This window comes from Yersinia rochesterensis, from assembly GCF_003600645.1.
GTDB classification, from domain to species: Bacteria; Pseudomonadota; Gammaproteobacteria; order Enterobacterales; family Enterobacteriaceae; genus Yersinia; species Yersinia rochesterensis.
In genome coordinates this window covers 1507595-1533531 of the sequence record NZ_CP032482.1, presented here as the reverse complement: position 1 = coordinate 1533531, position 25937 = coordinate 1507595, and the positions used below count along the sequence as shown (strand labels likewise).

The window sequence follows — 25937 nt, the reverse complement described above, 5'->3', positions numbered from 1 at the left end:
ATGTGCCCGAAATTGTTACTGCGGTGAATATGTAGTAAAGGCCCCGACCAGCGCTTCAATCTCCAGTGCGGGATATTGATCGGCCAAAGTGAGTAATCCAAAGCAATGAGCTGAATGTCTCTATGGATTGTCCAGCTCTTCGGGCCGGCTGAATAGCACTTGATAAATAGCGCCGCCCAAAGCTCCGCCCACCAAAGGGGACAGCCAAAATACCCATAATTGTTGCAAGGCAATTCCACCGGCAAAAATAGCCACACCGGTGCTACGAGCAGGATTTACCGAGGTGTTATCCACTGGAATACTGATTAAATGAATCAATGTATAAAACAGGCCAATGACTAAAGGGCCGACTACTGCGGGGGTCGCTGCATCCGTCACCCCCATAATCACCATGACGAAACCCATGGTTAAAATCACCTCGGCCAGCAATACCGAGGGTAAACTGTAACCTCCGGGGGAGCGCCCGCCAAAACCGTTACTGGCAAACCCGGCACTGACATCAAAACCGACTTTGCCGCTGGCGATTAAATATAAAACGGCGGCACCCGCTAATCCCCCAAGCACTTGCGAGAGGATATAAGGCAGTAATTGCGCGCCAGAGAAACGGCCACCCACCCATAAACCGAGTGATACCGCAGGATTAAAATGCGCACCAGAGATATGCCCTAATGCATAGGACATCGTGACCAGCGCCAGCCCAAATGCCAACGCCACACCGAGAAACCCAATCCCCGCCTCCGGGAACATTGCAGACAATACTGCACTGCCACATCCGCCTAATACCAACCAGAAAGTGCCAATAAATTCAGCCATTAGCTGTTTCATATTGATCGACCTCAGTCCGCTAAATATATTGATAGCAGTTAGCATTGCCGTGAATCAATAGCAGCAATGTACACCGGAGGTACCGCTTGACGTGTTAGTGTCTGCTTACCCGCGGCTGGTATAAGCTTAGTCACTGAATTTATGTCTATCAGAAAAGATTTCAGATCAAATTATTTTTTAAAAAATAATTAATAAAGGCAATGAGTTTTGCTGTGATTTGAGGTTAGATGCGAGTGGAATTCGCTTATCAGAAAGGCAACCTCGACTATAAATAATCACTCGCCCCGCTCTGATAACCGAATCCTATTATAAAGACGCCCGTTTCTTCCGCACTCTCTTACCCGCCTTAGCGGCCACTTTCACCGGCAGTGCAGGAATACTTTTTCCCTCGGGCATATCTGGCTGCTCAATGGGGAAAATCGGCAACGCCGCCAATAACCGCGAGCCATAGCCCTTGGTTAACAAACGCCGGTCATAAATAACAATTTCACCGTGACATTGATGACTTCGAATCAAGCGCCCGACCTGCTGTATCAAGTTAAATGAAGCACTTGGCAAGCTCTGCACTTCAAATGGATAGCGTTTCAATGACTTAAGCCATTCACCCTCGGTCAAAATAACCGGGCTGTCGATAGGTGGAAATGAAATTTTGTGAATATGAACCTGAGTCAATAAGTCCCCTTTCAAATCCAGCCCCTCGGCAAAAGATTGCAAGCCAATCAACACACTGGCGGTGCCATTCTTCACCCGCTTACGGTGTTCTTCAACCAGCCGATAGCGCGGTTGATCACCTTGGACTAACAGCATTAAACGCAAATCGGTAACATGACTGAGAAAAGTTTGCATCGCCCGATGGCTGCTAAACAGGACCAACATACCTTTATGTCGCCCACTGGCTTGCTGCGCGCGGAAGAAATGCGCCATTTCTGCCAAATGCTCAGCTTCATGAGCCATAGTCGGCTCAAAGCGCATTTTGGGAATAATCAGCTTCCCTTGCTCAATATGATTAAAGGGTGATGACAAGGTTTCAAACCGGTCTCCGGCCTTTTCGCTCAAACCGCTCAATTCCTGCAAACGCGCAAAACTATTGAGTGATCGCAATGTGGCTGAAGTGACTATTACATGGGGCACTTTGCGCCACAGCATTTTATCTAGTTGATCACTAACACGAATTCCCACGCAATGAAAATAGAGATGAGTTTGGTTCTCGCGATAATCCCGAGTAACCCACTTGGAAATCGGCGCATTCGACGCTTTTTCCATGGCAGCCAAGCGCCAGAGCTTACTCATGGCCTCGAGATAACCCAATGTCCGGCTCATTTGCAAAATGGCACGATGTAACCGCACAATATCGTGCTTACCAGTTTGTTCGCTCAAATCATTAAGAACAAACTCAGCCAGACCACGTAGGGCATCCGTCAACTTGAATAATTTGGCGCAATCTTCCGTCAAACTGCCCGGTAACTCGCCCATTTCGAAGCGATATACTGCCGGGCTACCATCGGCGGGTAAAAGTTGACTAACTTGCTGTTCTACACTCAACATCAGCTCACGCAACTGCTCGCAGTGATCCTTCAAACGCTCAGGATTCGCCAGACCCGGCGGGTTTTTCGGCCGGTATTGCACCATGCATTGATCTACCAGCCGGGCAATCATATCCAACTGCATATTGGCAAAAACAGCAGTGATTTCACCCTCAATTTCTAGCGCATCCCGTGCTACATCGGGCAGATGATGGCCCTCATCCAATACCAGCAGCAGCTCTTTGGGATTGGGCAATACGGATTCAGTTTCCAATGCCGCCATGACTAATGCATGGTTGGCGACCACCACATCAGCATTTTCGATTTCTTTGCGGGCAATAAAAAATGGGCATTCACGAAAATAATGGCAATTACGCCCGAGGCAGTTGGCCTTATCGGTACTTAATTTGGCCCACAGACTGTCACTAAGTGATAACTGATGATGGTCACGCAGGCCATCCCAAACATGACTATTCAAAGACTTAGACAGTGCCAGGCACGTAGCCTGTTCCTCACCATTAGCAGGAGCTAATTCATCACCGAGAAAAAGTGATAAATCCCCTTGTCCGGACACATCCGTGCACATCGCCGCAAGATTACGTGGACAAACATACCGCCCGCGCCCAAAGGCACCGGTGAACTTGAGGTCAGGAATAATCTTCTTCAACAGCGGCAAATCTTTACTGTAAATCTGATCCTGCAACGCCACATTTGCGGTACTGACCACCAGCGGCTTGCTTTCTGCCCGGCTGACGGCAATGCCGGGGATCAGATAAGACAGTGTTTTGCCAACACCCGTCGGGGCCTCAATAGCCAAGTGACGGCCTGCGTCGCCGGCCAGTGTTTTTGCCACTTCGGCGATCATCTGGCGCTGTGGAGCACGAGAAATAAAGTCCGGGATCTGCTGCGAAAGAGCCTTATACCACTGACTAATTTGTTCTTTTACTGCTGGGGACAACGCCATGCATATCTTATCTAAACTGAATGTTGCCCTATTGTCCCACACCGTAGCGCTCACGTCAGCCCGAAAGCACTATACCCGTCATACTTCAAGCTGCATGTGCGTTGGCTACGCTCAATCACCCGAATCACTTACAACAGTAAGCTCATCGGGGTTCTCTCTCTTGCCGCTTTCCTGCAACTCGAATTATTTAGGGTATAGATAAGTGTCAGTTTAGTGCAGCTGAAAATGCATAATATTTACGCAAAATCGTAGTTATTTATATTTTGTCATAAATATATCACACAGATGCGGTAAAAATTCTGCGCTGGATGAATTCAGACAGATATTGAATACAGCAAAAAATTCTACTATTCGCGTCTTTTCAAATAAGAGAAACAGGGCATAAATATGAAACGTAATATTCTGTCAATCCTAATACCGGCTTTATTAGTTGCCACTTCTTCACACGCAGCAGAAATCTACAATAAAGATGGTAATAAACTGGATTTATACGGGAAAGTAAAAGCTCTGCATTATTTCTCTGATAATAGTAAAAGTGATGGTGACAAATCTTATGTTCGCCTTGGTTTTAAAGGTGCCACCCAAATCACCGACCAATTAACTGGTTATGGTCAGTGGGAATATAACTTCGCCGCTAACTACGCTGAAAGCCAGGAAACAAAAGACAACAAAACACGCTTAGCATTTGCGGGTTTACGTTACGGTAAATTAGGTTCAATCGATTATGGTCGTAACTATGGCGTATTATATGACATCGCGGCCTGGACCGATATGCTGCCGGAATTTGGTAATGACAGCTACACCAGAACCGATAACTTCTTGACTGGCCGTACGACTGGCGTGGCAACTTACCGTAATACAGATTTCTTCGGTCTGGTTGATGGACTGAAATTCTCCCTGCAATATCAGGGTAAAAATGGCAACGAATCCGACAACACCAATGGCCGTGCAGATGCCACCAAACAGAATGGCGACGGCTTCGGCATGTCTTCCAGCTACGCAATTGGTGCGGGTGTCAGTGTGGGTGCAGCTTATTCTTCATCTAACCGCACCACAGCCCAGAAAGAAGGTCGATTTGGTAAAGGCGATAAAGCTGATGCCTGGACAACTGGCCTAAAATATGATGATAACGGTGTTTACTTAGGTGCAACTTACGCTGAAACCCGCAATATGACACCTATTTCTGGTACTGCGGTTATTAATAATGTTTCAACTGGCGTTAGTGGTTTTGCTAATAAAACTCAGAATATTGAATTGGTCGCACAATATCAGTTCGATTTCGGTTTAAAACCTTCTTTGGCTTATATTCAATCTAAAGGAAAAGATATCGAAGGTGTTGGCGATGCTGACCTGGTCAAATACATTGACATCGGTGCTATATATTACTTCAATAAAAACATGTCAACCTATGTAGATTATAAAATAAACCAGTTGAACAATGATAATAAACTGAAACTGAATACAGATAACGTTGCTGCGGTTGGCCTGGTCTATCAATTCTAATCTGGTGATTTAGCATTATCCTCATTGCTTTATTGTTTGAATGTTTCATCGTGTTTTGTGAATTTATTTTATTAGCAGTCATCACATTTTGCCGGGAGGTCACTCCCGGTTTTTTATTACTTATTAATAATTTATTTATTAATAGGAACAGATAATAACCCGACGTCACGCAGCGCTTCAGTTTTGTACATTTGACTCGCTGTATCGGAAAAATCAGCCTGTTCAATCCCTTTCTGCAATCGATCTTTCTCTTTATCTTCCGCGATAACCCATTGATTATGTTGCAGCGCACGGGTAGATAAAAAAATGTATTCACTCTGTGCTGCCTCAGCGATGGGCATAAAAAGCAGTGCCAACAGTGTCGCCAGGCCGAAATAAGAACGTGTCAGATTAATAATACGCATCCTAATCTGGCCCCCCATCAGCAAACGTATTGCCCCATAACCCACTCACCTTATTCGATAATTGTCATATAGGCTCAGTTGTGTACCCTGATTTTATGCATCATCCCTGAAGCAATTTTTGCTTTCTTGACAAAAGTAGGTTTTGTCACTGCTTATTAAGCCAAGTGGTATTGATTATAAGAATAACTATCTGTTTTAACGAAAATTTTAGACGAAAAATTAAAACGTAAATAAATGATAAAAACCTTTGCTAACGATAGCTATTCTCATGTTTACTGGTACATCTCTATTTTATTGTTCCTTTCCTATTGAATAACTATGCTGAAGCAAAATAGCCGTAATCTGTGGTTGCTGGTCGGTTCACTTTTCACCTTATACTTCGTCTGGGGTTCTACTTATTTGGTCATTCGAATCGGGGTCGAAAGCTGGCCACCGTTGATGATGGCAGGATTACGCTACCTGATTGCCGGGGTATTATTGTTCAGCTTCCTGGCTATTCGTGGTCATGCCCTCCCCACTTTGCGCCAATGGATGGGTGCCAGCACGATTGGTATTTTATTATTGGCTATCGGTAATGGGTTAGTCACCATTGCAGAACACCAGCATGTTCCCTCCGGCATTGCCGCCGTGATGGTGGCAACTGTTCCACTCTTCACTTTGTGTTTCAGTATGTTATGGGGGATGCGGAATACTAAACTGGAATGGTCAGGCATTGCTCTTGGGCTGGTAGGTATTATATTGCTCAATACCGGCAGCAACTTATTAGGCAATCCACTGGGCGCGCTGCTGATATTACTGGCTTCTGCTAGTTGGGCTTTTGGCTCGGTCTGGAGCTCACGAATCGCGTTACCTAATGGGCCGATGTCCGGTGCAGCGCAAATGCTGGTCGCTGGCGTTGTTTTGCTGCTTGCCAGTACGCTAAGTGGCGAAGAACTGACCCAAACTCCCTCGATGGCGGGCATTCTGTCACTACTTTACTTGATTGTTTTTGGCTCAATGCTTGCCATCAGTGCTTATATGTTCCTACTGAAAAATGTCCGCCCAGCGGTGGCAACCAGCTATGCCTATGTAAACCCAGTCGTTGCAGTATTGTTGGGTATTAGTTTTGCCGGTGAAAGTCTCTCTACCCGAGAGTGGTGGGCATTAGCCGTCATTGTTTCTGCGGTGGTTTTGGTCACTTTGGGGAAATTTCTGTTTAAATCTCGTTAATCTCTATGCTCTAAATAACTCGAATCGCAGCTTGAAACATCACGAGCATATACAGCAAGAATGCAACATGGTTGTTTCATTTAGTAAACAGGATATAATTCACGCTATTTAGATAAAAAGTGAAAATAATTATGCTGAGAAAAGCACTCATTATTCTGATTGCAGTTATGGCTCTGAGTTCTTTAGGTGGCGTTTTTCTGGCTGGGTTGAACATTTATACCCGTTCAACAACTCCACATGAAACTGAAACCACGGAATCCAGTCCATTGTCTGATATTGGCCCTGCGGGCTTGTCCAACAATGGTCAGGAATCACCGTAAGCGCCCATCCAATAGCGGTATTTCTGCTGCAAAAAAATCTGCAAGCCCCTGACCCGTTCAGACACTAATGAACTGTGGGGGCATAGTAGATTTAAGGATAAAACTTCCCCCTACCAATGCTCAATGCCCGGCAATTTCACCATCATCACTGATATATTTGCCAGTCATATAGTGCCCCCTGAATATGGCCTTATCCATTGGTTATCATGATCATCAGGACGAGATAAGCTGGCGTAACAGAAATAAAAGCCTATGACAGCATGAACAATACACAATACCAGACCATATTTGCACAGGTGAGTATTTCACTGTTAGTGAAAAAATAATTTAACAAATTGATATTTATACTATTTTTTTTGCTGAGAAGTTCTTCATGACTGGCTGCGTGATTGAAATTTAGGATGGCTGTTTTACTATTGTCTTTATACCTCTGCCTTAGCCTATCTCATCGAGAATCAAGGCTTCCTTATTGCCTGTTTTAAAGGGTTATTACGCCTAATGCAGCAGCCTTTTCTTGCATCTGTTTAATAACGTTATAGGCCGACCAGGGTAATACGCTAAATCCATTGATCAATAATATAGCCTTAGCTGAAGTCGCCGCTGGCGAATTGACTGTAGCTCTGATGGCCTGACGTATCTGGATAAGCTCTTTTTCAGATGTTGTCACCGAAGTAATAAGTGGTAACCCAGGTGCAACGTCAGTTTTCGCGATAATCTTTAACCCGGCAACGGCCGCTGGATTATCACGCTGTAATAATGCGAAGCTAACACAATCTATCGCGGCAATATCTGCTTGCCGTTGTTGAATCATTTCAATTGAACGATAGTGGCTACCCGAGGCTACACGACGCGAAAAGAAACGCCCATTAACCGCCAATGGGGCAATCAAAACACGTAACGCATTATACCCTGATTGGGAGTTTGTGCTGTTGTAGACAACTGTCCGATGACGAAAGTCAGACAATTGCTCGCCTTGTTCGTCGTCACGAACAACCACTAAACTGCGATAATATTCACCAGAACAATAAGGTGATTGATAACTGAATACCCCAACCAACCGTACCTGTTGTTGCAGCTGAGTCACCAGAGGAAAACCACAAGTCTGGCTCAACAGCAGTGTAGGGTCGCGCCAATGCTGTAATAAATCTAAAGGCCAGAGTAACTGTTCACTTACTCCTGACACACCATGCCTACGCAGCTGTTGCGATAATAACTGCCAAAAAGGCCGTACATCTTGTTCCGGCCGAACCCCATACATGGGCAGTGAAATCATTATAGCCACCTACTTAAAAAGAGCAGCAGACTGGAGGATCAGTTATGTTTTACGGCAGGGAGAGATTGTAATTCCCGCCAACGAGACAAACGCCGGTTCCAACGGGTAAAAATCATATCCGTAATAATTGCCAATAAGGCGACTACAATTGCGCCCTGGATAACATAAGCAGTATTAAAACCGCTTAGTCCGATAATAATTGGAGAACCTAGAGTTTTCGTCCCGACAGTTGAAGCGATAGCAGCAGTACCAATATTGATAATGACTGACGTTCGGATGCCCGCGACAATAACCGGTGCTGCCAAAGGCAATTCCACACGCCATAAAATCTGTCGGGCGCTCATCCCCACCCCTTCGGCTACCTCACGGATATCCCTGGAAACAGACTCAATACCCGTAATAGTCCCTTGTAAAATAGGTAATAAACCATAAAGCACTAAGGCAATAATGGCAGGTTTTTCGCTAAAGCCCATCACAGGGACGGCAATAGCGAGTACCGCAACAGGTGGAAATGTCTGCCCCATCGCGACAATAGTTTCTACCACCGAACGAAACTCTTTCCCTGCCGGGCGAGTCACTCCAATACCTGCGCTAACCCCAATGAAAACAGCGATAATACTGGAAATCAGTACTAAAAAAACATGGGCAACCACCAGTGACCAAAATGTATCCTGCATATAAATAGGTCTGTCGAGATCAGGGAATAGCGCCGAAAAAAAACCGCCCAGAGACGTCATACCAAAAACTAAGCCTGCCAGTAAGAGTAATGCCCAACAGAGAGGGTCTTTTAAACAATACAATAATCCTGACTTGAGTTTTTCCAGAGGGATCTCTTTCACATCACCTGTTTTGACAACAGTCGGTTTCATGATCCCCCCTTATCCGCATCAGCTATCAGATCAGCAAAATAAAGCACCCCCAATGATTGCCCATATTCGTCAGCAACCAGTAATTTATCTGTCTGACGCGACACAAACAGGGAGAGTGCTTCACGCAAGCTAGTCGTACCGAGTATTGGTTGTCCAACCAAAGTTTCACCACGCCTGACTCGTTGTTCAGCCCGTCCAAGTGATAACAGCTTGATACCAAGATCACTGCGACCAAAGAAATCACGAACAAAGTCATTAGCGGGTTGAATTAACATTTCAAGAGGTGTCCCTTGCTGAATAACTCGCCCGCCATCCATCAACACTATACGATCAGCCAAACTCAAAGCTTCATCAATGTCATGAGTAACCAAAACAATAGTCCGACCCGATAACTGGTGAATACGGGTAATTTCGAACTGCAATGCTGAACGTGTCACTGGGTCTAATGCACCAAATGGCTCGTCCATCAACAATACTTCTGGATCTGCCGCCAAAGCTCGGGCAACACCTACCCGTTGTTGCTGCCCTCCTGATAATTGATGAGGATAGCGACGAAGAAACTGTTCGGGATCCAGGTGCAATAACTCAAGCAATTCAATAACTCGTTGACGGATTCGCTCCTGAGGCCATTTGAGCAATTGCGGTACGGTGCCAATATTGCGTTCCACAGTCCAATGGGGGAAGAGCCCTATGGATTGGATTGCATAGCCCATGCGACGTCGTATATCTTCGGACTTATAATTACGAATCTCCTCACCAGCAAAATGGATCTCCCCCTCATCATGTTCAATAAGTCGGTTAATCATTTTTAATGTGGTCGACTTACCGGAACCCGAGGTTCCAATCAGCACAGTAAATTCCCCTTTAGCAATCTGTAACGTTAGGTTATCTACTGCCCGTTTGCCGGCAAAATATTTAGTTACCTGATGGAAATGAATCATCGATGCGAAGTATCCATAAAAATAATGATGAATTTAAACAGCGAATCAACTAATACCGCCATCACTATCACGGGGATTACGCCCAACAGCACCAAATCCAATGCACTGCTCAGTAAACCTTGAAATACAATCGCGCCCAATCCCCCCGCCCCAATCAACGCAGCGACAACAGCCAACCCGACGGTTTGCACAGCAATAATACGAACTCCGGATAAAATAAATGGCATTGCAATCGGTATCTGAACCTGAAAGAACAGCTGAGTGCGGGTCATTCCCATCCCTCGCGCCGATTCAACAACACTGTCAGGTACGGCCTCTAACCCAGCAACTACATTGCGTACTAATGGCAATAAAGCATAAAGCACCAGTGCAACGATAGCAGGAGCTAACCCGATACCACTCACCCCATGCTCCGCTAACCAAGGAATAGCCGCAGCCAACCCAGCTAAAGGGGCTATCAGCATGCCAAACAAAGCAATGGATGGAATAGTTTGAATAATATTCAATGTTGAAAAAATGGTGCCTTGAAAGCGATGAGAGCGAAAGCAGAATAGACCAAGGGGAATGCCCAAGAATACGGCAGGTATCAGTGTTGCCAACAGGATTTGAAAGTGTCGCCATAATGCATCATCAAACACATCTTGGCGATTAACGTACTCTTTCATTAATGACAATTGATCAAGTTGCCCGGTTGCCAACAATATTACCACTGGCAGAACTAACAAAACACTCGCCAAACTACGCCAAACAGGATTCACAACCGCACGGGCCAAGCTATCAACAGCAATCAATATGCTCATCCCACTCATCAACCAAAATCCACTACCGAGTGACGTGCGCGCGAGGCTTTCTTCGCTACCAGCAAGTTGTGTAGCTGTTGTTCCAGCCAGTAACAACAGGCTGAACAACAGTATTTCGGCTATCAAAACTGTTGACCAAAACACCACAATATTTTGTTTAAAGAATGCAAAAGCAGATAGCATCAGTATCGGCACTAACAGCCACCAAACAGGCCCTGCTATCAATGATATTAATGAAATACCCTGACCAGAGATCAACCGATTCGGTGCATGGCTCACAAAAGAAAAGCCTACCCCCGATAAAATCATTAAAAGAACCAGCGCCAGCAGAACTCGGTTTTTTACAACCATAAACCCCATCTCCCTGACAGGTAATCTTTTTATAACAATAGATTACCTGTTTATTCGATGGCGCTATAGGCGATAAAATAAATACCTATAGCACCATCCCAGATATACATCACTATCCTTTAACAAACCCTTTTTCTTTCAGATAATTAGCAGCAACTTTCTTCGCATCCTGACCTTCTACTGCAATGCGAGCATTCAGTTTTTGTAGGGTTGCACTATCAAGTGTGGCAAATACGGGATCAAGCAAAGCAGGAATATTAGGATGCGCTTTCAATGTGGCTTCACGAATTATTGGGGTTGGTGCATAGATAGGTTGTACACCTTTAGTATCTTCCAATGTTCGTAGCCCTAATGCAGCGACCGGACCATCAGTTCCATACGCCATGGCGGCGTTAACTCCAGAGGTTTGCTCAGCAGCCGCTTTAATTGTTACCGCCGTGTCACCACCAGCCAATGACAGCAGTTGGTCTTGATTTAATGTGAAACCGTATGCTTGTTGGAAAGCTGGCAGGGCATCAGGCCTTTCAATAAATTCAGCTGAGGCAGCCAATTTGAATTTGCCCCCCGCATTTATCCATTTACCTAAATCATCTAATGTTTTCAAATTATTCGCATCAGCTAGATCCTGACGAACAGCAATGGTCCAAGTATTGTTCGCTGGCGCAGGTGAAAGCCACACCAACTTATTCTTCTCATAATCCAATTTTTTTACTTTTTCATAGCCTGCTTTTGCATCTTTCCACGCAGGGTCTTTTTCATCAGAGAAGAAAAAAGCACCGTTACCCGTGTATTCAGGGTAAATATCAATCTCACCAGCGGTGATAGCTCCACGCACCACTTTGGTAGTGCCCAACTGGGATTTATTGGTTGTTTTAATTCCATTAGCATCAAGAACCTGCACTATAATATTGCCCAGCAATGAGCCTTCAGTATCAATTTTTGAGCCAACACGGACAGTATCAGCAGCCTGTGATGCTCCGCCTGACACAGCCAATATTACTGTGGCTAACGCAAAAATCCGGCTACGGGTTAGGGTCTTTGCCATGCTTTACCTCTATGTGCTCAAGGGTTAATGAAAGTTATCTCGTTAATGTCTGTAAAACGCCGATACTAACAAGGCATAAAACCAAAACCATTAACAAATCAGCAATCATATTAGATTTAGTCAAAAACAAACCAAATAACCAATTGATATTAAATATATTATTCAAGCCACACTAGGCTAGAAGGCTAATCTATCTTATGCATAACAGTATGATAGCTAAGTATTTAAAAGAATTTTGCTGATAAGATTAACCGTTAAGATTACACAAATAGCTGTATATAACAACAGTAAAATACGGGTCGATGAAAACAAGTCCTATGGTTTTATAGGTATCCCAGCGTCCTCGCTTTCACTTTGAGCGGCGCTTTAGACTGACTCGGGCCGCCTATCTCCACTGTCAATCACAGTGTCTCGTATACTCTCAGTCAGAGCTTTATTTTCACTATCGTAAAAGGGATGGATTTCTATCTCCAAAGCTGTAAAAACAAATGCTTCGAACCATTCAGTATAGCCGTTCACCACGAATTGCTCGCTGCGATGCTGATATTGGACTCGACTTTCCAGATAAATCTGGCGTAACCCATACCAAGGTAAAGCAGGTAAATCATGATGGACCAAATGATAGTTGAGGTTTAAAAATAGTAGACGCCACGGCCATGCCGCCTCATTTAAGGTAGAACGTGCTGCGCTATTTTCAGCTGCACGATGCTCAAAAAAGGATCTAACTTTGGTCAGGCTAAGTGCTGGATAGCTAATCACCAAAATATAGAAAATAGCCGAAATACCATAACCAGCCATCCAGTGAAACAATAAGCCAAGTAAACCAAAATGAACCAACCACATCGTAATGGCAGGGCGATCGCCAGTAATAAATGCACTGATTGCGCTGCGAATAGTATCAATGATATCCAGTGCTGGCCCTAGAATTAATCGGCCAATAAAAGTATTGCTAATACGCACAATGCTTTTGAATAATGGCGGCAAACGCTGCCATTGTTCTGCAGTGTAATAATAGCACTCTGGATCTTTTTCTGGGTGAGTCAAGTCTTCGTCGTTGTGGTGCTGAATATGGGAATCACGATAAAGACCATAGGGATACCAAACTGCTAATGGCAAAGTGCCTAATAGTTGATTAAACCGTCGCCAGCGAGTTGGATGACCGTGGATCAGTTCATGTTGTAACGACATATACCACGCGCTTAATAATATTAGCAATGTACTACCAAGCACCAAGCCTAATTGCTGCCAATAGATAACGCAGGCAAACCAGCCAGTATAAATAATCCCAATCAATATCCAGGTAGGCAATTCCAATCGCCATATCCAAGAACGAGATAACAATTTTATCCGCGCTCGTTGCTGCTCGCCAAGGTAATAAGCGACTCCGGCTTCACGGTGATTCAATTTGGTATCAGCAGTAGACATATTAAAGGCTCATACTTGGCATAATTCCAGCCAGTATCAACTTAATAATCTCTGCTGTTAACTAACTTAAAATACTATGTAAATCTGAGAATGAGATAATCATCCTATATAATGATGTAACAGAGGTCGAAAAGCATTGAGCTATTGTCAACCATATCAGTCTTCTACTACATTAACCCAGCACAACTCTTCTGCTGAAATAGCAATAGCATCTAGCACTTTGGAGACTTTCCAACCTTCTTCGAAATCTGGCCACATACGATCTCCAGCAGCAATTCCGTTAATCAAATCACGGATTTCGACCGTTTTTTGGTCGTTAAATCCAATACCATGCCCAGAACTCACACAAAATGCTGCGTAGTCCGGATGTAATGGCCCTGTAAGCAATGTTTTAAATCCTTGCCTGGACTGAGGTTCATCATGACGATAGAGTTGTAATTCCGCCATGCGCTCTTGGGAATAACTAATTGTGCCCTTAGTTCCCGTGACCACATAGGTCAAACCCATTTTACGGCCACATGCAATACGTGATGTCTCTATGGTCCCCATTACTCCATTAGCAAAACGCACGAGTGCTCCTGCCTGATCTTCATTTTCTACCGTCCGTAACAAAGAGGGATTTTTCGGGTCGGGCCGCTGTTTAATGACTGTCTGCATATCCCCACATACACTTGTGATATCACCTACCAGATAATGGGCCATATTGACTATATGGGCGGCTAAATCGCCCAATGCTCCTAACCCTGCCTGCGCCTTAGTACAATGCCAATCTAACGGTGTCTGCGGGTCTGCCAGATAATCTTCATTATGAGTGCCGTAAAAATGCACGATCTCGCCAATCTCGCCATTGGCAATAATCTCCCGTGCTAACTGACTGGTGGGATTCTTTATATAGTTAAATCCCACCAGCGTTTTCACACCTTTTTCACGTGCCGCTTCAGTCATTTCTTTGGCATCTGCTGCATTAAGAGCCAGAGGTTTTTCGGAATAAACATGCTTGCCATGGCTTATAGCCGCGAGAGCAATTTCCTTGTGTAAGAAATTTGGTGCACAAATATCTACTACATCAATAGCTGGGTCGGCTACCAATTCTTGCCAATTTGCAGTCGATCGGGAGAAACCAAACTCAGCAGCACGTTGCCGGGCCAATTCTGGCGTGACTTCTGCCAGCATTTCTAATATCGGTACCCCCTTTAAAGGAAAAACAGTCGCAACCTGTGCATAAGCAATGGCATGGCAACGACCAATATATCCGGTGCCGATAAGGCCAATTCGAACCTTTTGCATTTTATTTCCTCGTCTGGTTAAGATTAACTCCACACCAAAAAACTTTGCATGTTAAAGGTTATACGAAATTAAAATTTCACCTTCAAGTGTAAAATGAAATTAAAAATCCTTTTTGCGAGCCAGTACAATTAATCGGTAAAATCCAATGAAAACTTGCATTAATAAGTATTAAATCTCACCATCTAGCTCACAAAACTAAAGTATAAAAAACAAAAAATGAATTATTAATTTTCTTTCATTATAAAAATGAAAGAAAACCTCAATTTTAGAGGCACTACGCATCACTGATAACTCAAGGTTTCAATACCGTCATTTCGTTATATAGTAAGCACTGCAATGAAGCATTTAACTAAGCTGCTTCTGTATAACTTCGACAGGAAATTTGCGATGAACTCACCTTTTCTGGTAACACCACGATGGCTGGCAGATCATATTAATGATATCGATATCACTATTCTGGATGCCAGAATGTCACCTCCGGGACTGACCCCTAAAAGAAATATTCAGGCCGAGTTTGAACAAGGGCATATTCCTGGGGCTGTTTACTTTGATATTGATGCAGTTGCAGATAACAGCACCGGTTTACCTCATATGTTGCCATCCCCACAAGTATTCAGTGAGATGGCTGGTCAACTAGGGATCAATGAGCAGCAAACCCTAGTCATTTATGATGATGGCAATTTGTTTTCAGCACCGCGAGTTTGGTGGACATTCCGTATATTTGGTGCCAAAAAAGTATATATATTGGCTGGTGGCTTTAGTGGGTGGCAGCAAGCAGGTTTTACATTAGAGAGCGGCCCGACACACCCAACACCTCAAACCTTCAAAGCAATATTCAATGGCGCCGCAGTCAAAAGTGTTGATGAAGTTTTAGCCGCACTAGAAAACAATGAAATACAAATTATAGATGCTCGCCCGGCTGGTCGATTTAAAGCACAAGATCCAGAGCCGCGTCCCGGCCTGCAGTTGGGCCGTATTCCCGGTAGTATTAATGTGCCTTGGGGAAGCCTGATTGAAAATGGCAATCTGAAATCACCACAAGAACTGAAGAGTATTTTTGCCACCCTAGGTGTGGACTTGGCCAAACCTATTATTACCAGCTGTGGCTCAGGGGTTACGGCTGCGGTGATTGTCCTGGGATTAGCTGCAGTAAATGCAACATCGGTATCTTTATATGATGGCTCTTGGGCCGAATGGGGATCATCAGATTCTCTACCAATCGATAACACTCGACTACCATAAAGTCACTTAAATAGTAGACAGGACACGGATACTATCAAGCTCGATATTAGTGCCCTGTCCTCCTACTCTAAATAAAAATCGAACAAAGTTTGAATTCCTAGATATTTCTATTCCAAATATTATTACTATGAAAATAATCTCGTAACCTCTCATTAGCCGTATGCAAGTCAATATATAGTGTGAAATACTTTACCGTCCCACGACTCTCGAAAAATAGATATTCATCAACAGGAACGAGGATTACATTTAATTAAAAAAGGCAGAGAAATTGATATTTTAAATGCATTAAACTATAAAAAATATATTTAAATAAAAAAGGAATAGCATAATACCACTCCTTTCTTACTTGCAATTAACATTGGCCTTTTATATCAAAATAATTACTTTTATTTTTTAGGGCCACGGATACGCAATGTCAAACCTTTCAGGAAATAACGCAATACCTGATCACCACAAGGGCGGAAGTTTTTGCTGCCTTCTTTACGGAACAATGCATTTAACTCAGGCTTAGATACTGGGAATTCGACCGCGTTGAAAACATCGTGCATATCGGTATCTTTCAATTCAAATGCCACACGTAGTTTTTTTAGCACTATATTGTTCGTAATGACTGGCTCTACCGCTGGCGCAGGGAACTTGTCATCCTTACCACGTCTAAAGAAAATCAGGCCATTGAGGAAATGTGCCATCACCAGGTCAGGACAATCCTGATATCCAGCTTCGTCTTCTTTTTTAAGAAAATTAACGACATCCGCATTGTCCACGTCAAAATCAGCCAGCTTAATGATCTCTGTTATCTTGGTATCGTTTACGTTAAGCATATAGCGAACACTACGGAGCACATCGTTGTTGATCATATTACTGCCCTATTCCTATTATTTAGATTAGGCGCGCGCGAATATCGCAAGAAAAAAATCGTCTTTAACGCCTAGCGGGCAGTATTGTATAGATCAACACCGATTTTCTCAATGTAAATCTGGCTGATAATAAAAATACACATATAGCAAAAATTGAAAACCATGACATATAATTATTTATTAGTTATTTCTAATAAATAACTAATAAGGGTAAGAGATAAACAAACAATAAACTTAACCATTAAAATACATATTAAGTCTTAGCTTTAATATTATTAGTTGGTTGATAAAGTAGAATTTCCTCACCAATAATATATTTCTTCCGTAAAGTGGAAGAAACTTTATCCATGATCATTACAATGACAACCATTATTAAAGTAATAAACATAACAACATCCCAATTCCATAGTCTCATATTCTCAGCATAAACTAAGCCTATACCGCCAGCGCCCACAAAACCTAATACTGCGGCCGAACGGGTATTGGATTCAATCTGATAGAGGCTGAGAGCTAAAAAGGTGGGAAAAGATTGAGTGAAAATGCCAAAACGCTGTTTTTGTAATGCATTAGCTCCCAGAGCAGTTAAACCGCGATTAGGTGATTTATCTACCGCTTCATGCCCTTCTGCATAGAGTTTACCGAGTAAGCCCATATCTTGCATAATAATCGCCAGCACCCCAGCAAGTGGCCCCATCCCGACAGCACGGACAAAAATCAGCCCCCAGATCGCCATATCAATACCACGGAAAATATCCAAGAAACGGCGCACGACAAATGAAATAAGGCGTAAACCCGGCGTCGACATCACATTTCGCGCAGCCAAAAATGAAAGAGGCAAAGCAATCAAGGTTGCAGTGATTGTTCCGGCAAAAACAATTGCTAAGGTAATAAAAATCTGACCGAAGTAATATCTAAATGGCCAATTAACAAAATCATGCCAGACAAACATCCGTAAAAAATACCGGCTTATTTGCTGGCTACCATTAACAAATGTCTGCCAGGGAATACCAAAGGTTTTGAAGAAAAAAAGATAATATAAAAAAATGCCTACAGCAATTATCGTGACCGATTTTATATACCGTTTTTGCTGTAAGAAAATCTGCGGATGCTGTTGTTTCACTATTGCCAGCTGCTCGGCGCTCAAGTGGTCTGTCAACATTATGACACGCCCTCTACAACTCGTTTGCGTAATTTACCGGATGTATAATCCAGTAACGAAACTACAATAATAATCAGTAATAATGTCATACTCACCTGATCATAACGATCCAGTTTTATTGAGGTCATCAACTCCTGACCGATTCCCCCCGCCCCCACCAAACCCAAAATGGTCGATTGGCGAAAATTAATTTCCAACCGCATAAAACTATAGGAAAGAAATATGGGTTTTACTTGTGGCCAAAGCGCAAAACGCATCCGTTGTAATTTACCGGCACCACAAGCAGCAAGACCGCGAACAGGTTTATCTGATGCAGTTTCCAATGACTCGTAAAACAACTTAGTTAAGCTACCAATAGTATGTAATGCCAACGCCAAAAAACCGGGAATAGCCCCAATACCAAAAGCCATGACGAACATCACCGCCCATGCCAATTCTGGCATAGTGCGTAAAAAGGCAACAAAGGTGCGAATAGATAATCTCAACCACGATGGACTATGAGTATTATTCGCTGCTAAAAAGGCAAAAATAATAGCAACCATAACCGACAAAATCGTCGATGCCACCGCCAGTTGTAGAGTTTCCCAGATTAGCGGTAACTGAATTGGCAGACGATAACCCCAATAAGCCAAGGAGCCTTCCGTATGACCATCTGCAAATAATTTATGCCAATGGAGTACGGGAATAGTTTCAACTAGATAATCAAAAAAATGCGGAATAGAAATAAAAATAGTATGTAAATTAAACTCAGCAATATTTCCTGCACCAAGATAGATAATTGCCAGCATCAATGACCAAATCAACGTTTCACGTTTTTGTTTAGCGCGAACCTTTTGATAGTAATAGTTAAAGTCTGTATTCAAAATTAGCTACCACCTAAAAATGATAGCCCAGATAAACCAGAGCTATCATATTTTATCCGCAGGACCGACTTAACGGTCGCCTTTGGTTAATTCGCGCTTCATATCAATAATAGTTTGATACTCGCTGAGTGATGTTTCACCAATATGCTGTTTGCCACCCATCGCTTTGATGAAACAACCATGATCTTCTTTATCCAGTTTTTTAACCGCAGCCACTAGCTGCGCTTTAAACTCAGGTGGCAAAGCACCGCGGACTAAAATCGGACCATTAGGAATAAGGGGAGATTCCCAGATAATACGGAGCTGCTTCATTAAATCTGGATGATCCATACGAATCATGCGGGTAAATGCGCCGCTAGTATATCCAGTATTATAATCACCGATCATCGATGCCCAAGTTACTGCACCGTCAAATTGGCCATTAATGACCCCAAGAATATCTTGCTCATGCCCGCCAGAGAATGTCACGCTAGAGAAAAAATTGTTATATTTGTTATCTGGTGTCCCGCCTAATTTCTGTTTAAATATCTGATTGGGGATCAAGAAACCAGAGGTTGAATCTGGGTCAGCAAAGCCAAATGCTTTACCCTTTAAGTCTTCAATCTTCTGATAAGGGCTATCTGCTTTTACGACGACGACAGAGTGATAGCCGCGAGATTGGTCAGTATCATCAATAGCAATACCTACAATATCAACAGCTTTAGGATCTTTGATATAAACAGAAGCAAAAGAGGAAGGAGACATACTTAATACCAGGTCAATCTTTCCACCTAACAAACCTTGAATAACGCCGGAGTAATCAGATGCGTTATGCAAATTTGTTTTAACATTTAATTCCTTCTCTAAGAATTCCTTAACACATATATTATCGCCAATTTGCTGTGTTGCATTCTGCCCGCCAAGGATACCCAGATTAATTTCTTTTGGTGCATCCGCTGCTGTGGCATTAAATATCATTACACTTGCCACTAATGAGGTAAGACAAAGTACTTTCTTCATTAAAATAACCTATTCTGATAAAGGGATAAGTGGGAGTTAATGCAAAAGCTCAGGTGATTCGTCACTATATATATCCTGAATAATGGTGTCATTTAGCATAGAGGGATGACCGTCAAAAATAACTCGCCCATGAGCAATACCAATAACTCTAGTACAATAATCTTTCACTAAATCGACAGAGTGTAAATTAACAACCACCGCAATATCATTTTCACTTATTTTCTGTAATGTATTCATAATACGAGTCGTATTCTTAGGGTCCAAAGAAGCGACAGGCTCATCAGCCAATAATATTTTTGGGTTTTGCATCATGGCACGGCAAATAGCAACACGCTGCATTTGTCCACCCGAAAGGTTTTCTGCGCGTTGCAAAGCATGCGGCAGCATATTAAGCCACTGTAATAATTCGATGGCTCTGGCGCGATCCTGGTCCGCAAATATCTTAAAAAATGATTTTAGCGTGGAGGTGTAACTGAGGCGACCTAATAAAACGTTAGTTATAACATCAAGGCGAGGAACCAAACAGAAATCCTGAAAAATCATACCACATTTAGCTCGCCATTTACGCATCTGCTTTGTCGTCAAGGCGGCTATATTTTGTGTTTCGTTATTATCATGGTAATTAATAATTTCACCAGCACTACTGGGAATAGTGCCATTTAAAACATGTAGTAACGTAGATTTACCAGCACCAGAGCGACCAATTATTGCGACGAATTCACCCGCATGAAGCTCAAAATTAATATCATCCAGAACTCGGTGTTGTGACTTATACGCCTTAACCAAACCTTTAACAGCAAGTACCTTTTTACGCGGTTCTGACACCGCAGCTGGGTAATCAGCCATAGTGAGTTTGCATAATGCCTGGCCCATGTCATATTTCTCATATTGCCTTTAGTCATGTGCCATTAACGAATATTTTTATTACATATTGATGATATTTTTATGAGAGAAAGGTGACAAAATTTAGCCACCTTTCTTATATTCTTGATGAGCGAGCATTTTCTTGTTTAATGCTTATTTAGTCAAAAAATAATTATTTAAAATCACTATAATAAGCACCTGAAAAGTTGCTAACTTCTCAACTTTCGATAGACAAGCAGCACAACCAGTGAGCCAATAACCGCCACCACAAAGCTACCAAGGTTAAATCCATCAACCTTACCCATCCCAAAGAAAGTACTAATATAACCACCAACTAACGCACCTACCACACCAAGGATTATAGTCATAATAAAACCACCGCCATCCTCTCCTGGCATAATCCATTTAGCTAAAATCCCAGCGATAAGACCAAAAATAATCCAAGATAGTATGCCCATAAACACCTCCATAAAATTAATTTTCACTGATAGCTGGCTTGCCTATCTCACTTATTACAAACTTAACATTACGGCCTTAAACCACTATCGTCATAGTTAAGTTAAGACCCGAATAACAAAATCTGCAAATCAGATCTGTCATGTCCAGTTGAAATTAAATAATGGACTCACGGGGTGAAAAAATATGATTAACCCCCTGTTGCTGTAGCTTTTTCAGCAAATCATACCCGCCATTCGGCACACTATGGGAAAATTCTCTTTCGCTGGCAAAAATGGGGCTGGCCCAATATATATTAACCGGGTCATCTTGCTGGAGAGGCAATATTAGGCTGTCTGCATTAGCATAAAGCTTTGATGACAAGACATAACCCTCATACCCTTGAGGGGCGACTTCTGATTCCAATGTATGCCCCTCCCCCAGCCAAGTTATTTTACTCCAAGGTACATGAGCAAAACCTGCCAACGCACTAGCCATATGGATAGCATTGTCCTCATTAACAAATTGGCTATCAATCGCTATAGCCATTTCGAAACGCCGATATTTAGCAGCATCGTCATTAAATAATATTTCGACCCATGGTTGGGGACGAATACTAACCCCCAACGTCAGAAAGTAATATATTCCCTCTTTTTCGTGCTGTGAGATAGCCATAGGCGGCCACTTACCTTGATCGATGGCATAATATTTAACCGATGGACCACAGTGTTGTTCATAGCACTGAATATACTCAGCCTGCAATGCAGGCCATGGATTCCCTTCCTCCTGCTGCCAAACCCGCCAAAATTGGCGAGTATTTTGTGCATGAGTATATTGGGGGTTAGTAGAAGCAGACCCTAAAGGTAATGTTAGCGGATTGTCTTTAATACAACTGGCAGAATAACAAACAGAGTGATCAATATATAAGCTCCACCCGGGAATAATCGCCAGTAATTGCCCCTGATACCATAATGCTGCGCCATCATCACTTTCTGACCAGATAATCGAAATAAACTGTGCATCAAGTTCAGCCTCGCCAGCTACATTACGGCAAAACTCTGCCGCCAAACGCGGAGCTAGTCCTTGTTCAAGGGCGGTATTATCAGCCGATATTGGAGCTGCGACCAAATTTCTCACCCAGCAAGCGCGGACGGGGAAACGTTCTTCAAATGCTTCTTGCGGATAAATATAGAAGTAGACAACCCGTTGGTCTTGTTGCACCACAGCTACTAATGTCTGGTTTTCATTACTGACTTCGGCCAGTACCTCAGATTCTTTCATATCGCCTCAACTCTATCGGCAAAGGATTTCAGGCTAAACACGCTGTATTGCATGCCGTAAAATAAGTCTATTAGCGGGAGTACACATAATCTTATGCCAATAACTCTATACTGAATAATATAAAAAGGTGATCATAAAAACTCAGTGATAGTGTAAAACGACTTATCCCTTTAAATCATCAGCAAAAGTCTCAAAAATTATCAGTATCAACATGAGTATCTAAACACATATTTTTATAACTGATTCAATATGTTCCTACAGAAGCAGACTCTAATGAGGAAGTATGGCCTAAAGATTAATAGCCAATAGTTGATAGTCTACCGTCTGTTTTCACGCTAAAATGCAAACATTGTTTCTCGTAGAATTGAAGGCTGATATGGCATATATACCGAAGAACTACGCGCGTCTAGAAAGTGGGTATAGGGAGAAAGCATTAAAGATTTTTCCGTGGGTTTGCGGTAAATGCTCACGAGAATTTGTTTATTCCAACCTGCGAGAACTAACAGTTCACCATATTGACCATGACCATAGTAATAACCCAGAAGATGGCAGCAATTGGGAGATGCTATGTCTTTTTTGTCATGACCATGAACACTCTAAATATACAGAAGCAGACCTGTATGGCTCGACGGTGATTGCCGGGGATGATGCGCAGAATGATCAGGGTGTTGCCACCCATAATCCATTCGCCAATTTGAAGTCTTTGATGAAGAAATAAACCTATTTGGCCGTGATACGCAGAGCGGCCAAGACTTTATAATGACAAATCATACAATAGTTAGAAACCGAGCAATTGCCGGTATGAACGGTTTTCTTGTTGTTCTACTAATAATCCCAATCCGTTAGCTAACTCTCGGCATTCTGCCTTAAGATTATCAAGAGCAGCAAAATCATCAGTCATGATGGCTATTTCAGCAAAATTACCTAACTCCGCCAAACTATCAACCGTAACGTGGAACTTCCCAATAAAATAGATGCTACGTTGTTTTTCTAGTGTAAACGCGGGTTGATACCCTAGCGTTGACAACATGCTCTTCACTTTATCGATATCTTCAATATTGCTCGCTTCACAGCGTTCCGTACCCGGCCCCTTGACTATCCATAAACGAATACCTGATGGATTCATTTCGCGTAAAAGCATACTGATCTGTTTAGCCGCTAAATCGCCACCATTAGCTTCCAGATAGATATCTTTTTCATGATTATTGACAGTAAATGGCACTGCTTTATGTATTGCTAACTGTTCATGTAATTGAGTGAGGTTCGATACTTGAAACTTCAACTCAACTTCATATTTACCCACAAAATGCTCACTCATAAAATACCTTATTAATTAGCGTAGTTCTTGTATCCGATCCTATACCTCATCGCGTAATGATCAAAACTCTTATCAAGATATTAAAGGGCGAATCCATCACTATCCTCTGTCTTGCCCTCTCAATTAATCATCAGAGTTAGTAATGTTTAAAACACAGTAATGTGAATACTGAATGCTTTTTAAGCAAAAAAAATGTGAGTAAACTCACAAAGTACACGTTTTATCAGGAAAGCATGCCGCCCCTCATGTTTACTTCATTGCACCAAAATAGCTGTTTCATATCGGACTGAACGCGGGTGTGAGGTCCAACGCTATAAAAAGTAAATGTCATTACAGGGAGCCGCACGAATGAATCACTCTTATGATGAAAAAACGCAAACCTTACTGACTCAATTACAACATATCGTAGGCGCGCGCTACTTATTGACTGGCAAACGACAAACTGAACGCTATCGTTCGGGCTTTAGGTCAGGGGCAGGTTCTGCCCTCGCTGTTGTGTTCCCCTCTACATTGTTACAGCAATGGCAGTTGCTGCAAGCCTGTGTTGCAGCCGATACTATCGTTATAATGCAAGCGGCTAATACAGGGCTGACTGAGGGGTCGACCCCTAGTGGTGATGATTACGACCGCCCCATTGTTATATTAAATACATTGCGCCTTAATCAAATTCAGCTACTCAATGATGGTAAACAAGTCATTGGTTTTCCTGGTAGCACATTGAATCAATTGGAAAAACGCTTAAAACCTTATAATAGAGAGCCTCATTCCGTCATTGGCTCTTCCTGTATTGGTGCTTCCGTCATCGGAGGTATTTGCAATAATTCAGGTGGTTCATTGGTTCAAAGAGGCCCTGCATACACGGAAATGGCGCTATTCGCACAGATTGATGCACAAGGTGAATTGCAATTAATTAACCACTTAGGAATTTATTTAGGCGATACACCAGAAGAGATTTTACAATGCTTGGAGCGAGGCAATTACCCTGTCAGTGATATTGATCAGGGTACCCAACAAGCATCCGATCATGAATATGCGACGCGAGTGAGAGATATTGATGCGTCAACACCGTCACGTTTTAATGCCGATCCACGGCGTCTCTTTGAGGCCTCTGGATGCGCAGGTAAATTAGCTGTATTTGCTGTTCGGTTAGATACATTCCCCAGTGACAAACAGCAGCAAGTTTTCTATATCGGTACCAATCAAACTCAGGTCTTAACTGAGTTACGGCGTGCTATTTTACGTGACTTCAAACATTTACCCGTTGCTGGCGAATATATGCATCGCGATATTTTTGATATTGCAGAAGTGTATGGCAAAGATACATTTGTGATGATCAACAAAATGGGCACCAATAGCATGCCGCGTTTTTTCACCTTAAAAGGTAAAATTGATGCCCGCCTTAATAAGGTTCCCTTTCTAATAGATCATTTAACTGACCGTATTATGCAAGGTTTCAGCCAGGTACTCCCCAATCATTTACCCAAGCGTCTTAAGAGTTACCGTAGTAAATATGAGCATCACTTGATGCTGAAAATGTCAGGTGAAGGGATAGCTGAAGCACAGCAATTTTTAAAAGATTTTTTTGCCACGGCCGAAGGTAATTTTATTACCTGTACTGCTGATGAAGGTAAAAAAGCTTTTTTACATCGTTTTGCCGCGGCAGGAGCGGCTATTCGTTATCACGCAGTTCATGCCGATAAAGTAGAAGATATACTGGCACTGGATATTGCTTTGCCGCGTAATGAGGAACAGTGGTTTGAGACGCTACCACCCGAAATAGATCAATGTCTGGTCGCCAAACTCTATTATGGTCATTTTTTTTGCCACGTTTTCCATCAGGATTACATCGTGAAGAAAGGGGTCGATACGCACGCCCTAAAACAAAAAATGTTGGCGCTTCTGAATGACAAAGGGGCGGAATACCCAGCTGAACATAATGTCGGGCACCTCTACATAGCCAAGCCGGCATTGAAGGCGTTTTACCAGCAGATCGATCCTACTAATAGTTTTAATCCAGGGATCGGCAAAACCTCGAAACTTAGATATTGGCAGACAAAATAACTGTGTTGAGGACGGATATCTGACAAATTAAAATAACTTAAGCATTATCCGAATTCCTGCAACATACCGTATGAATTCTTCCAGACAAACTATAGTCATAGTCTGACACCAACGAAAGT

Annotated in this window: 24 protein-coding genes; 6 read left to right on the top strand and 18 right to left on the bottom strand. The window is 42.7% G+C overall.

Translation table 11 applies throughout. The features are described from left to right. Positions 1–120: 120 nt before the first annotated feature. Both aqpZ and dinG read right to left on the bottom strand, forming a co-directional pair. Positions 121–825 carry an aquaporin Z gene (gene aqpZ / locus DXZ79_RS07270; RefSeq protein ID WP_038634449.1) on the bottom strand — a complete coding sequence of 235 codons (705 nt, stop codon included), beginning with the start codon at positions 823–825 and terminating at the stop codon, positions 121–123. A 306-nt stretch (positions 826–1131) separates the two neighbouring features. Then, complete coding sequence (gene dinG / locus DXZ79_RS07265; RefSeq protein WP_038634452.1) at positions 1132–3312, bottom strand: ATP-dependent DNA helicase DinG; 2181 nt, start codon at positions 3310–3312, stop codon at positions 1132–1134. 387 nt (positions 3313–3699) lie between these two features. Between dinG and ompF2 the strand changes: the two genes are divergently transcribed. After that, positions 3700–4815, top strand: coding sequence for a porin OmpF2 (ompF2, locus tag DXZ79_RS07260; RefSeq protein ID WP_120011181.1), 1116 nt, complete (start codon positions 3700–3702; stop codon positions 4813–4815). A gap of 131 nt (positions 4816–4946) precedes the next feature. Here the strand turns inward: ompF2 and DXZ79_RS20795 are convergent, their stop codons facing one another. Continuing rightward, complete coding sequence (locus DXZ79_RS20795; RefSeq protein ID WP_050291423.1) at positions 4947–5219, bottom strand: hypothetical protein; 273 nt, start codon at positions 5217–5219, stop codon at positions 4947–4949. Between the two features lie 318 nt (positions 5220–5537). Between DXZ79_RS20795 and yedA the strand changes: the two genes are divergently transcribed. After that, the gene (yedA, locus tag DXZ79_RS07250) at positions 5538–6428 is read left to right on the top strand and encodes a drug/metabolite exporter YedA (RefSeq protein WP_050291424.1); all 891 of its coding nucleotides are present in this window, start codon (positions 5538–5540) and stop codon (positions 6426–6428) included. A 131-nt stretch (positions 6429–6559) separates the two neighbouring features. Beyond that, positions 6560–6748, top strand: coding sequence for a hypothetical protein (locus tag DXZ79_RS07245; RefSeq protein ID WP_025377722.1), 189 nt, complete (start codon positions 6560–6562; stop codon positions 6746–6748). 478 nt (positions 6749–7226) lie between these two features. Here DXZ79_RS07245 and DXZ79_RS07235 read toward each other — a convergent pair whose 3' ends face one another. The 7 genes from DXZ79_RS07235 to DXZ79_RS07205 form a co-directional block, all read right to left on the bottom strand. Beyond that, positions 7227–8021: a phosphate/phosphite/phosphonate ABC transporter substrate-binding protein gene (locus tag DXZ79_RS07235; RefSeq protein ID WP_042562355.1), complete on the bottom strand. Its 795-nt coding sequence runs from the start codon at positions 8019–8021 to the stop codon at positions 7227–7229. Between the two features lie 38 nt (positions 8022–8059). Continuing rightward, a complete protein-coding gene (locus tag DXZ79_RS07230) occupies positions 8060–8758 on the bottom strand; it encodes an ABC transporter permease (RefSeq protein WP_072089038.1) in 699 nt (232 codons plus the stop codon). Between the two features lie 128 nt (positions 8759–8886). Further along, on the bottom strand, positions 8887–9831 hold the full coding sequence (locus tag DXZ79_RS07225; protein ID WP_038634470.1) for an ABC transporter ATP-binding protein: 945 nt from the start codon (positions 9829–9831) through the stop codon (positions 8887–8889). Next, positions 9828–10982, bottom strand: a complete 1155-nt coding sequence (locus DXZ79_RS07220) for an ABC transporter permease (protein WP_038634474.1) — start codon at positions 10980–10982, stop codon at positions 9828–9830. The genes DXZ79_RS07225 and DXZ79_RS07220 overlap by 4 nt, the downstream gene beginning before the upstream one ends. Positions 10983–11094: 112 nt before the next feature. Then, positions 11095–12027: a glycine betaine ABC transporter substrate-binding protein OsmF gene (gene osmF / locus DXZ79_RS07215; protein WP_038634478.1), complete on the bottom strand. Its 933-nt coding sequence runs from the start codon at positions 12025–12027 to the stop codon at positions 11095–11097. A 366-nt stretch (positions 12028–12393) separates the two neighbouring features. Next, positions 12394–13452 carry a fatty acid desaturase gene (locus DXZ79_RS07210; protein ID WP_038634480.1) on the bottom strand — a complete coding sequence of 353 codons (1059 nt, stop codon included), beginning with the start codon at positions 13450–13452 and terminating at the stop codon, positions 12394–12396. Between the two features lie 156 nt (positions 13453–13608). Beyond that, the gene (locus DXZ79_RS07205; protein WP_038634483.1) at positions 13609–14739 is read right to left on the bottom strand and encodes a Gfo/Idh/MocA family protein; all 1131 of its coding nucleotides are present in this window, start codon (positions 14737–14739) and stop codon (positions 13609–13611) included. Between the two features lie 387 nt (positions 14740–15126). On the opposite strand from DXZ79_RS07205, the gene sseA reads away from it, so the two are divergent. Beyond that, the gene (gene sseA, locus DXZ79_RS07200; RefSeq protein WP_120011180.1) at positions 15127–15981 is read left to right on the top strand and encodes a 3-mercaptopyruvate sulfurtransferase; all 855 of its coding nucleotides are present in this window, start codon (positions 15127–15129) and stop codon (positions 15979–15981) included. Between the two features lie 386 nt (positions 15982–16367). Here the strand turns inward: sseA and DXZ79_RS07195 are convergent, their stop codons facing one another. The 7 genes from DXZ79_RS07195 to DXZ79_RS07165 form a co-directional block, all read right to left on the bottom strand. Then, entirely contained in the window at positions 16368–16838 is a 471-nt protein-coding gene (locus DXZ79_RS07195; protein WP_032820273.1) for a YehS family protein, read from the bottom strand. 253 nt (positions 16839–17091) lie between these two features. After that, positions 17092–17997, bottom strand: a complete 906-nt coding sequence (gene phnE, locus DXZ79_RS07190; protein ID WP_038634490.1) for a phosphonate ABC transporter, permease protein PhnE — start codon at positions 17995–17997, stop codon at positions 17092–17094. Continuing rightward, positions 17997–18860 carry a phosphonate ABC transporter, permease protein PhnE gene (gene phnE / locus DXZ79_RS07185; RefSeq protein ID WP_038634492.1) on the bottom strand — a complete coding sequence of 288 codons (864 nt, stop codon included), beginning with the start codon at positions 18858–18860 and terminating at the stop codon, positions 17997–17999. Before phnE (DXZ79_RS07185) ends, phnE (DXZ79_RS07190) begins: the two co-directional genes overlap by 1 nt. Before the next feature lie 69 nt (positions 18861–18929). Further along, positions 18930–19859, bottom strand: a complete 930-nt coding sequence (gene phnD / locus DXZ79_RS07180) for a phosphonate ABC transporter substrate-binding protein (protein WP_038634495.1) — start codon at positions 19857–19859, stop codon at positions 18930–18932. Positions 19860–19895: 36 nt separating this feature from the next. Beyond that, entirely contained in the window at positions 19896–20732 is an 837-nt protein-coding gene (gene phnC / locus DXZ79_RS07175; protein WP_038634498.1) for a phosphonate ABC transporter ATP-binding protein, read from the bottom strand. 200 nt (positions 20733–20932) lie between these two features. Continuing rightward, positions 20933–21181, bottom strand: a complete 249-nt coding sequence (locus tag DXZ79_RS07170; RefSeq protein WP_004391521.1) for a GlsB/YeaQ/YmgE family stress response membrane protein — start codon at positions 21179–21181, stop codon at positions 20933–20935. Between the two features lie 154 nt (positions 21182–21335). Next, positions 21336–22439, bottom strand: a complete 1104-nt coding sequence (locus tag DXZ79_RS07165) for a suppressor of fused domain protein (RefSeq protein WP_120011179.1) — start codon at positions 22437–22439, stop codon at positions 21336–21338. Between the two features lie 376 nt (positions 22440–22815). On the opposite strand from DXZ79_RS07165, the gene yajD reads away from it, so the two are divergent. After that, positions 22816–23157 (top strand): HNH nuclease YajD, encoded by a 342-nt coding sequence (yajD, locus tag DXZ79_RS07160; RefSeq protein ID WP_005158894.1) that lies wholly within the window; start codon positions 22816–22818, stop codon positions 23155–23157. 60 nt (positions 23158–23217) lie between these two features. On the opposite strand, the gene DXZ79_RS07155 is transcribed toward yajD, so the two are convergent. Beyond that, a complete protein-coding gene (locus DXZ79_RS07155; RefSeq protein WP_038634506.1) occupies positions 23218–23757 on the bottom strand; it encodes a class IV adenylate cyclase in 540 nt (179 codons plus the stop codon). A gap of 348 nt (positions 23758–24105) precedes the next feature. On the opposite strand from DXZ79_RS07155, the gene dld reads away from it, so the two are divergent. Next, on the top strand, positions 24106–25818 hold the full coding sequence (dld, locus tag DXZ79_RS07150; RefSeq protein WP_050291427.1) for a D-lactate dehydrogenase: 1713 nt from the start codon (positions 24106–24108) through the stop codon (positions 25816–25818). Positions 25819–25937 lie beyond the last annotated feature (119 nt).

Coding starts and splice junctions, on each gene's coding strand:
- DXZ79_RS07230 (WP_072089038.1), bottom strand. CDS start 8,758: ATGACGTCTCTGGGCGGTTTTTTTTCGGCGCTATTCCCTGATCTCGAC.
- ompF2 (WP_120011181.1), top strand. CDS start 3,700: ATGAAACGTAATATTCTGTCAATCCTAATACCGGCTTTATTAGTTGCC.
- phnE (WP_038634490.1), bottom strand. CDS start 17,997: ATGTTGACAGACCACTTGAGCGCCGAGCAGCTGGCAATAGTGAAACAA.
- phnC (WP_038634498.1), bottom strand. CDS start 20,732: ATGGGCCAGGCATTATGCAAACTCACTATGGCTGATTACCCAGCTGCG.
- osmF (WP_038634478.1), bottom strand. CDS start 12,027: ATGGCAAAGACCCTAACCCGTAGCCGGATTTTTGCGTTAGCCACAGTA.
- DXZ79_RS07165 (WP_120011179.1), bottom strand. CDS start 22,439: ATGAAAGAATCTGAGGTACTGGCCGAAGTCAGTAATGAAAACCAGACA.
- DXZ79_RS07220 (WP_038634474.1), bottom strand. CDS start 10,982: ATGGTTGTAAAAAACCGAGTTCTGCTGGCGCTGGTTCTTTTAATGATT.
- DXZ79_RS20795 (WP_050291423.1), bottom strand. CDS start 5,219: ATGCGTATTATTAATCTGACACGTTCTTATTTCGGCCTGGCGACACTG.
- yajD (WP_005158894.1), top strand. CDS start 22,816: ATGGCATATATACCGAAGAACTACGCGCGTCTAGAAAGTGGGTATAGG.
- DXZ79_RS07225 (WP_038634470.1), bottom strand. CDS start 9,831: ATGATTCATTTCCATCAGGTAACTAAATATTTTGCCGGCAAACGGGCA.
- DXZ79_RS07195 (WP_032820273.1), bottom strand. CDS start 16,838: ATGATCAACAACGATGTGCTCCGTAGTGTTCGCTATATGCTTAACGTA.
- dld (WP_050291427.1), top strand. CDS start 24,106: ATGAATCACTCTTATGATGAAAAAACGCAAACCTTACTGACTCAATTA.
- yedA (WP_050291424.1), top strand. CDS start 5,538: ATGCTGAAGCAAAATAGCCGTAATCTGTGGTTGCTGGTCGGTTCACTT.
- DXZ79_RS07210 (WP_038634480.1), bottom strand. CDS start 13,452: ATGTCTACTGCTGATACCAAATTGAATCACCGTGAAGCCGGAGTCGCT.
- DXZ79_RS07170 (WP_004391521.1), bottom strand. CDS start 21,181: ATGGGCATACTATCTTGGATTATTTTTGGTCTTATCGCTGGGATTTTA.
- aqpZ (WP_038634449.1), bottom strand. CDS start 825: ATGAAACAGCTAATGGCTGAATTTATTGGCACTTTCTGGTTGGTATTA.
- DXZ79_RS07155 (WP_038634506.1), bottom strand. CDS start 23,757: ATGAGTGAGCATTTTGTGGGTAAATATGAAGTTGAGTTGAAGTTTCAA.
- DXZ79_RS07235 (WP_042562355.1), bottom strand. CDS start 8,021: ATGATTTCACTGCCCATGTATGGGGTTCGGCCGGAACAAGATGTACGG.
- DXZ79_RS07245 (WP_025377722.1), top strand. CDS start 6,560: ATGCTGAGAAAAGCACTCATTATTCTGATTGCAGTTATGGCTCTGAGT.
- sseA (WP_120011180.1), top strand. CDS start 15,127: ATGAACTCACCTTTTCTGGTAACACCACGATGGCTGGCAGATCATATT.
- phnD (WP_038634495.1), bottom strand. CDS start 19,859: ATGAAGAAAGTACTTTGTCTTACCTCATTAGTGGCAAGTGTAATGATA.
- DXZ79_RS07205 (WP_038634483.1), bottom strand. CDS start 14,739: ATGCAAAAGGTTCGAATTGGCCTTATCGGCACCGGATATATTGGTCGT.
- dinG (WP_038634452.1), bottom strand. CDS start 3,312: ATGGCGTTGTCCCCAGCAGTAAAAGAACAAATTAGTCAGTGGTATAAG.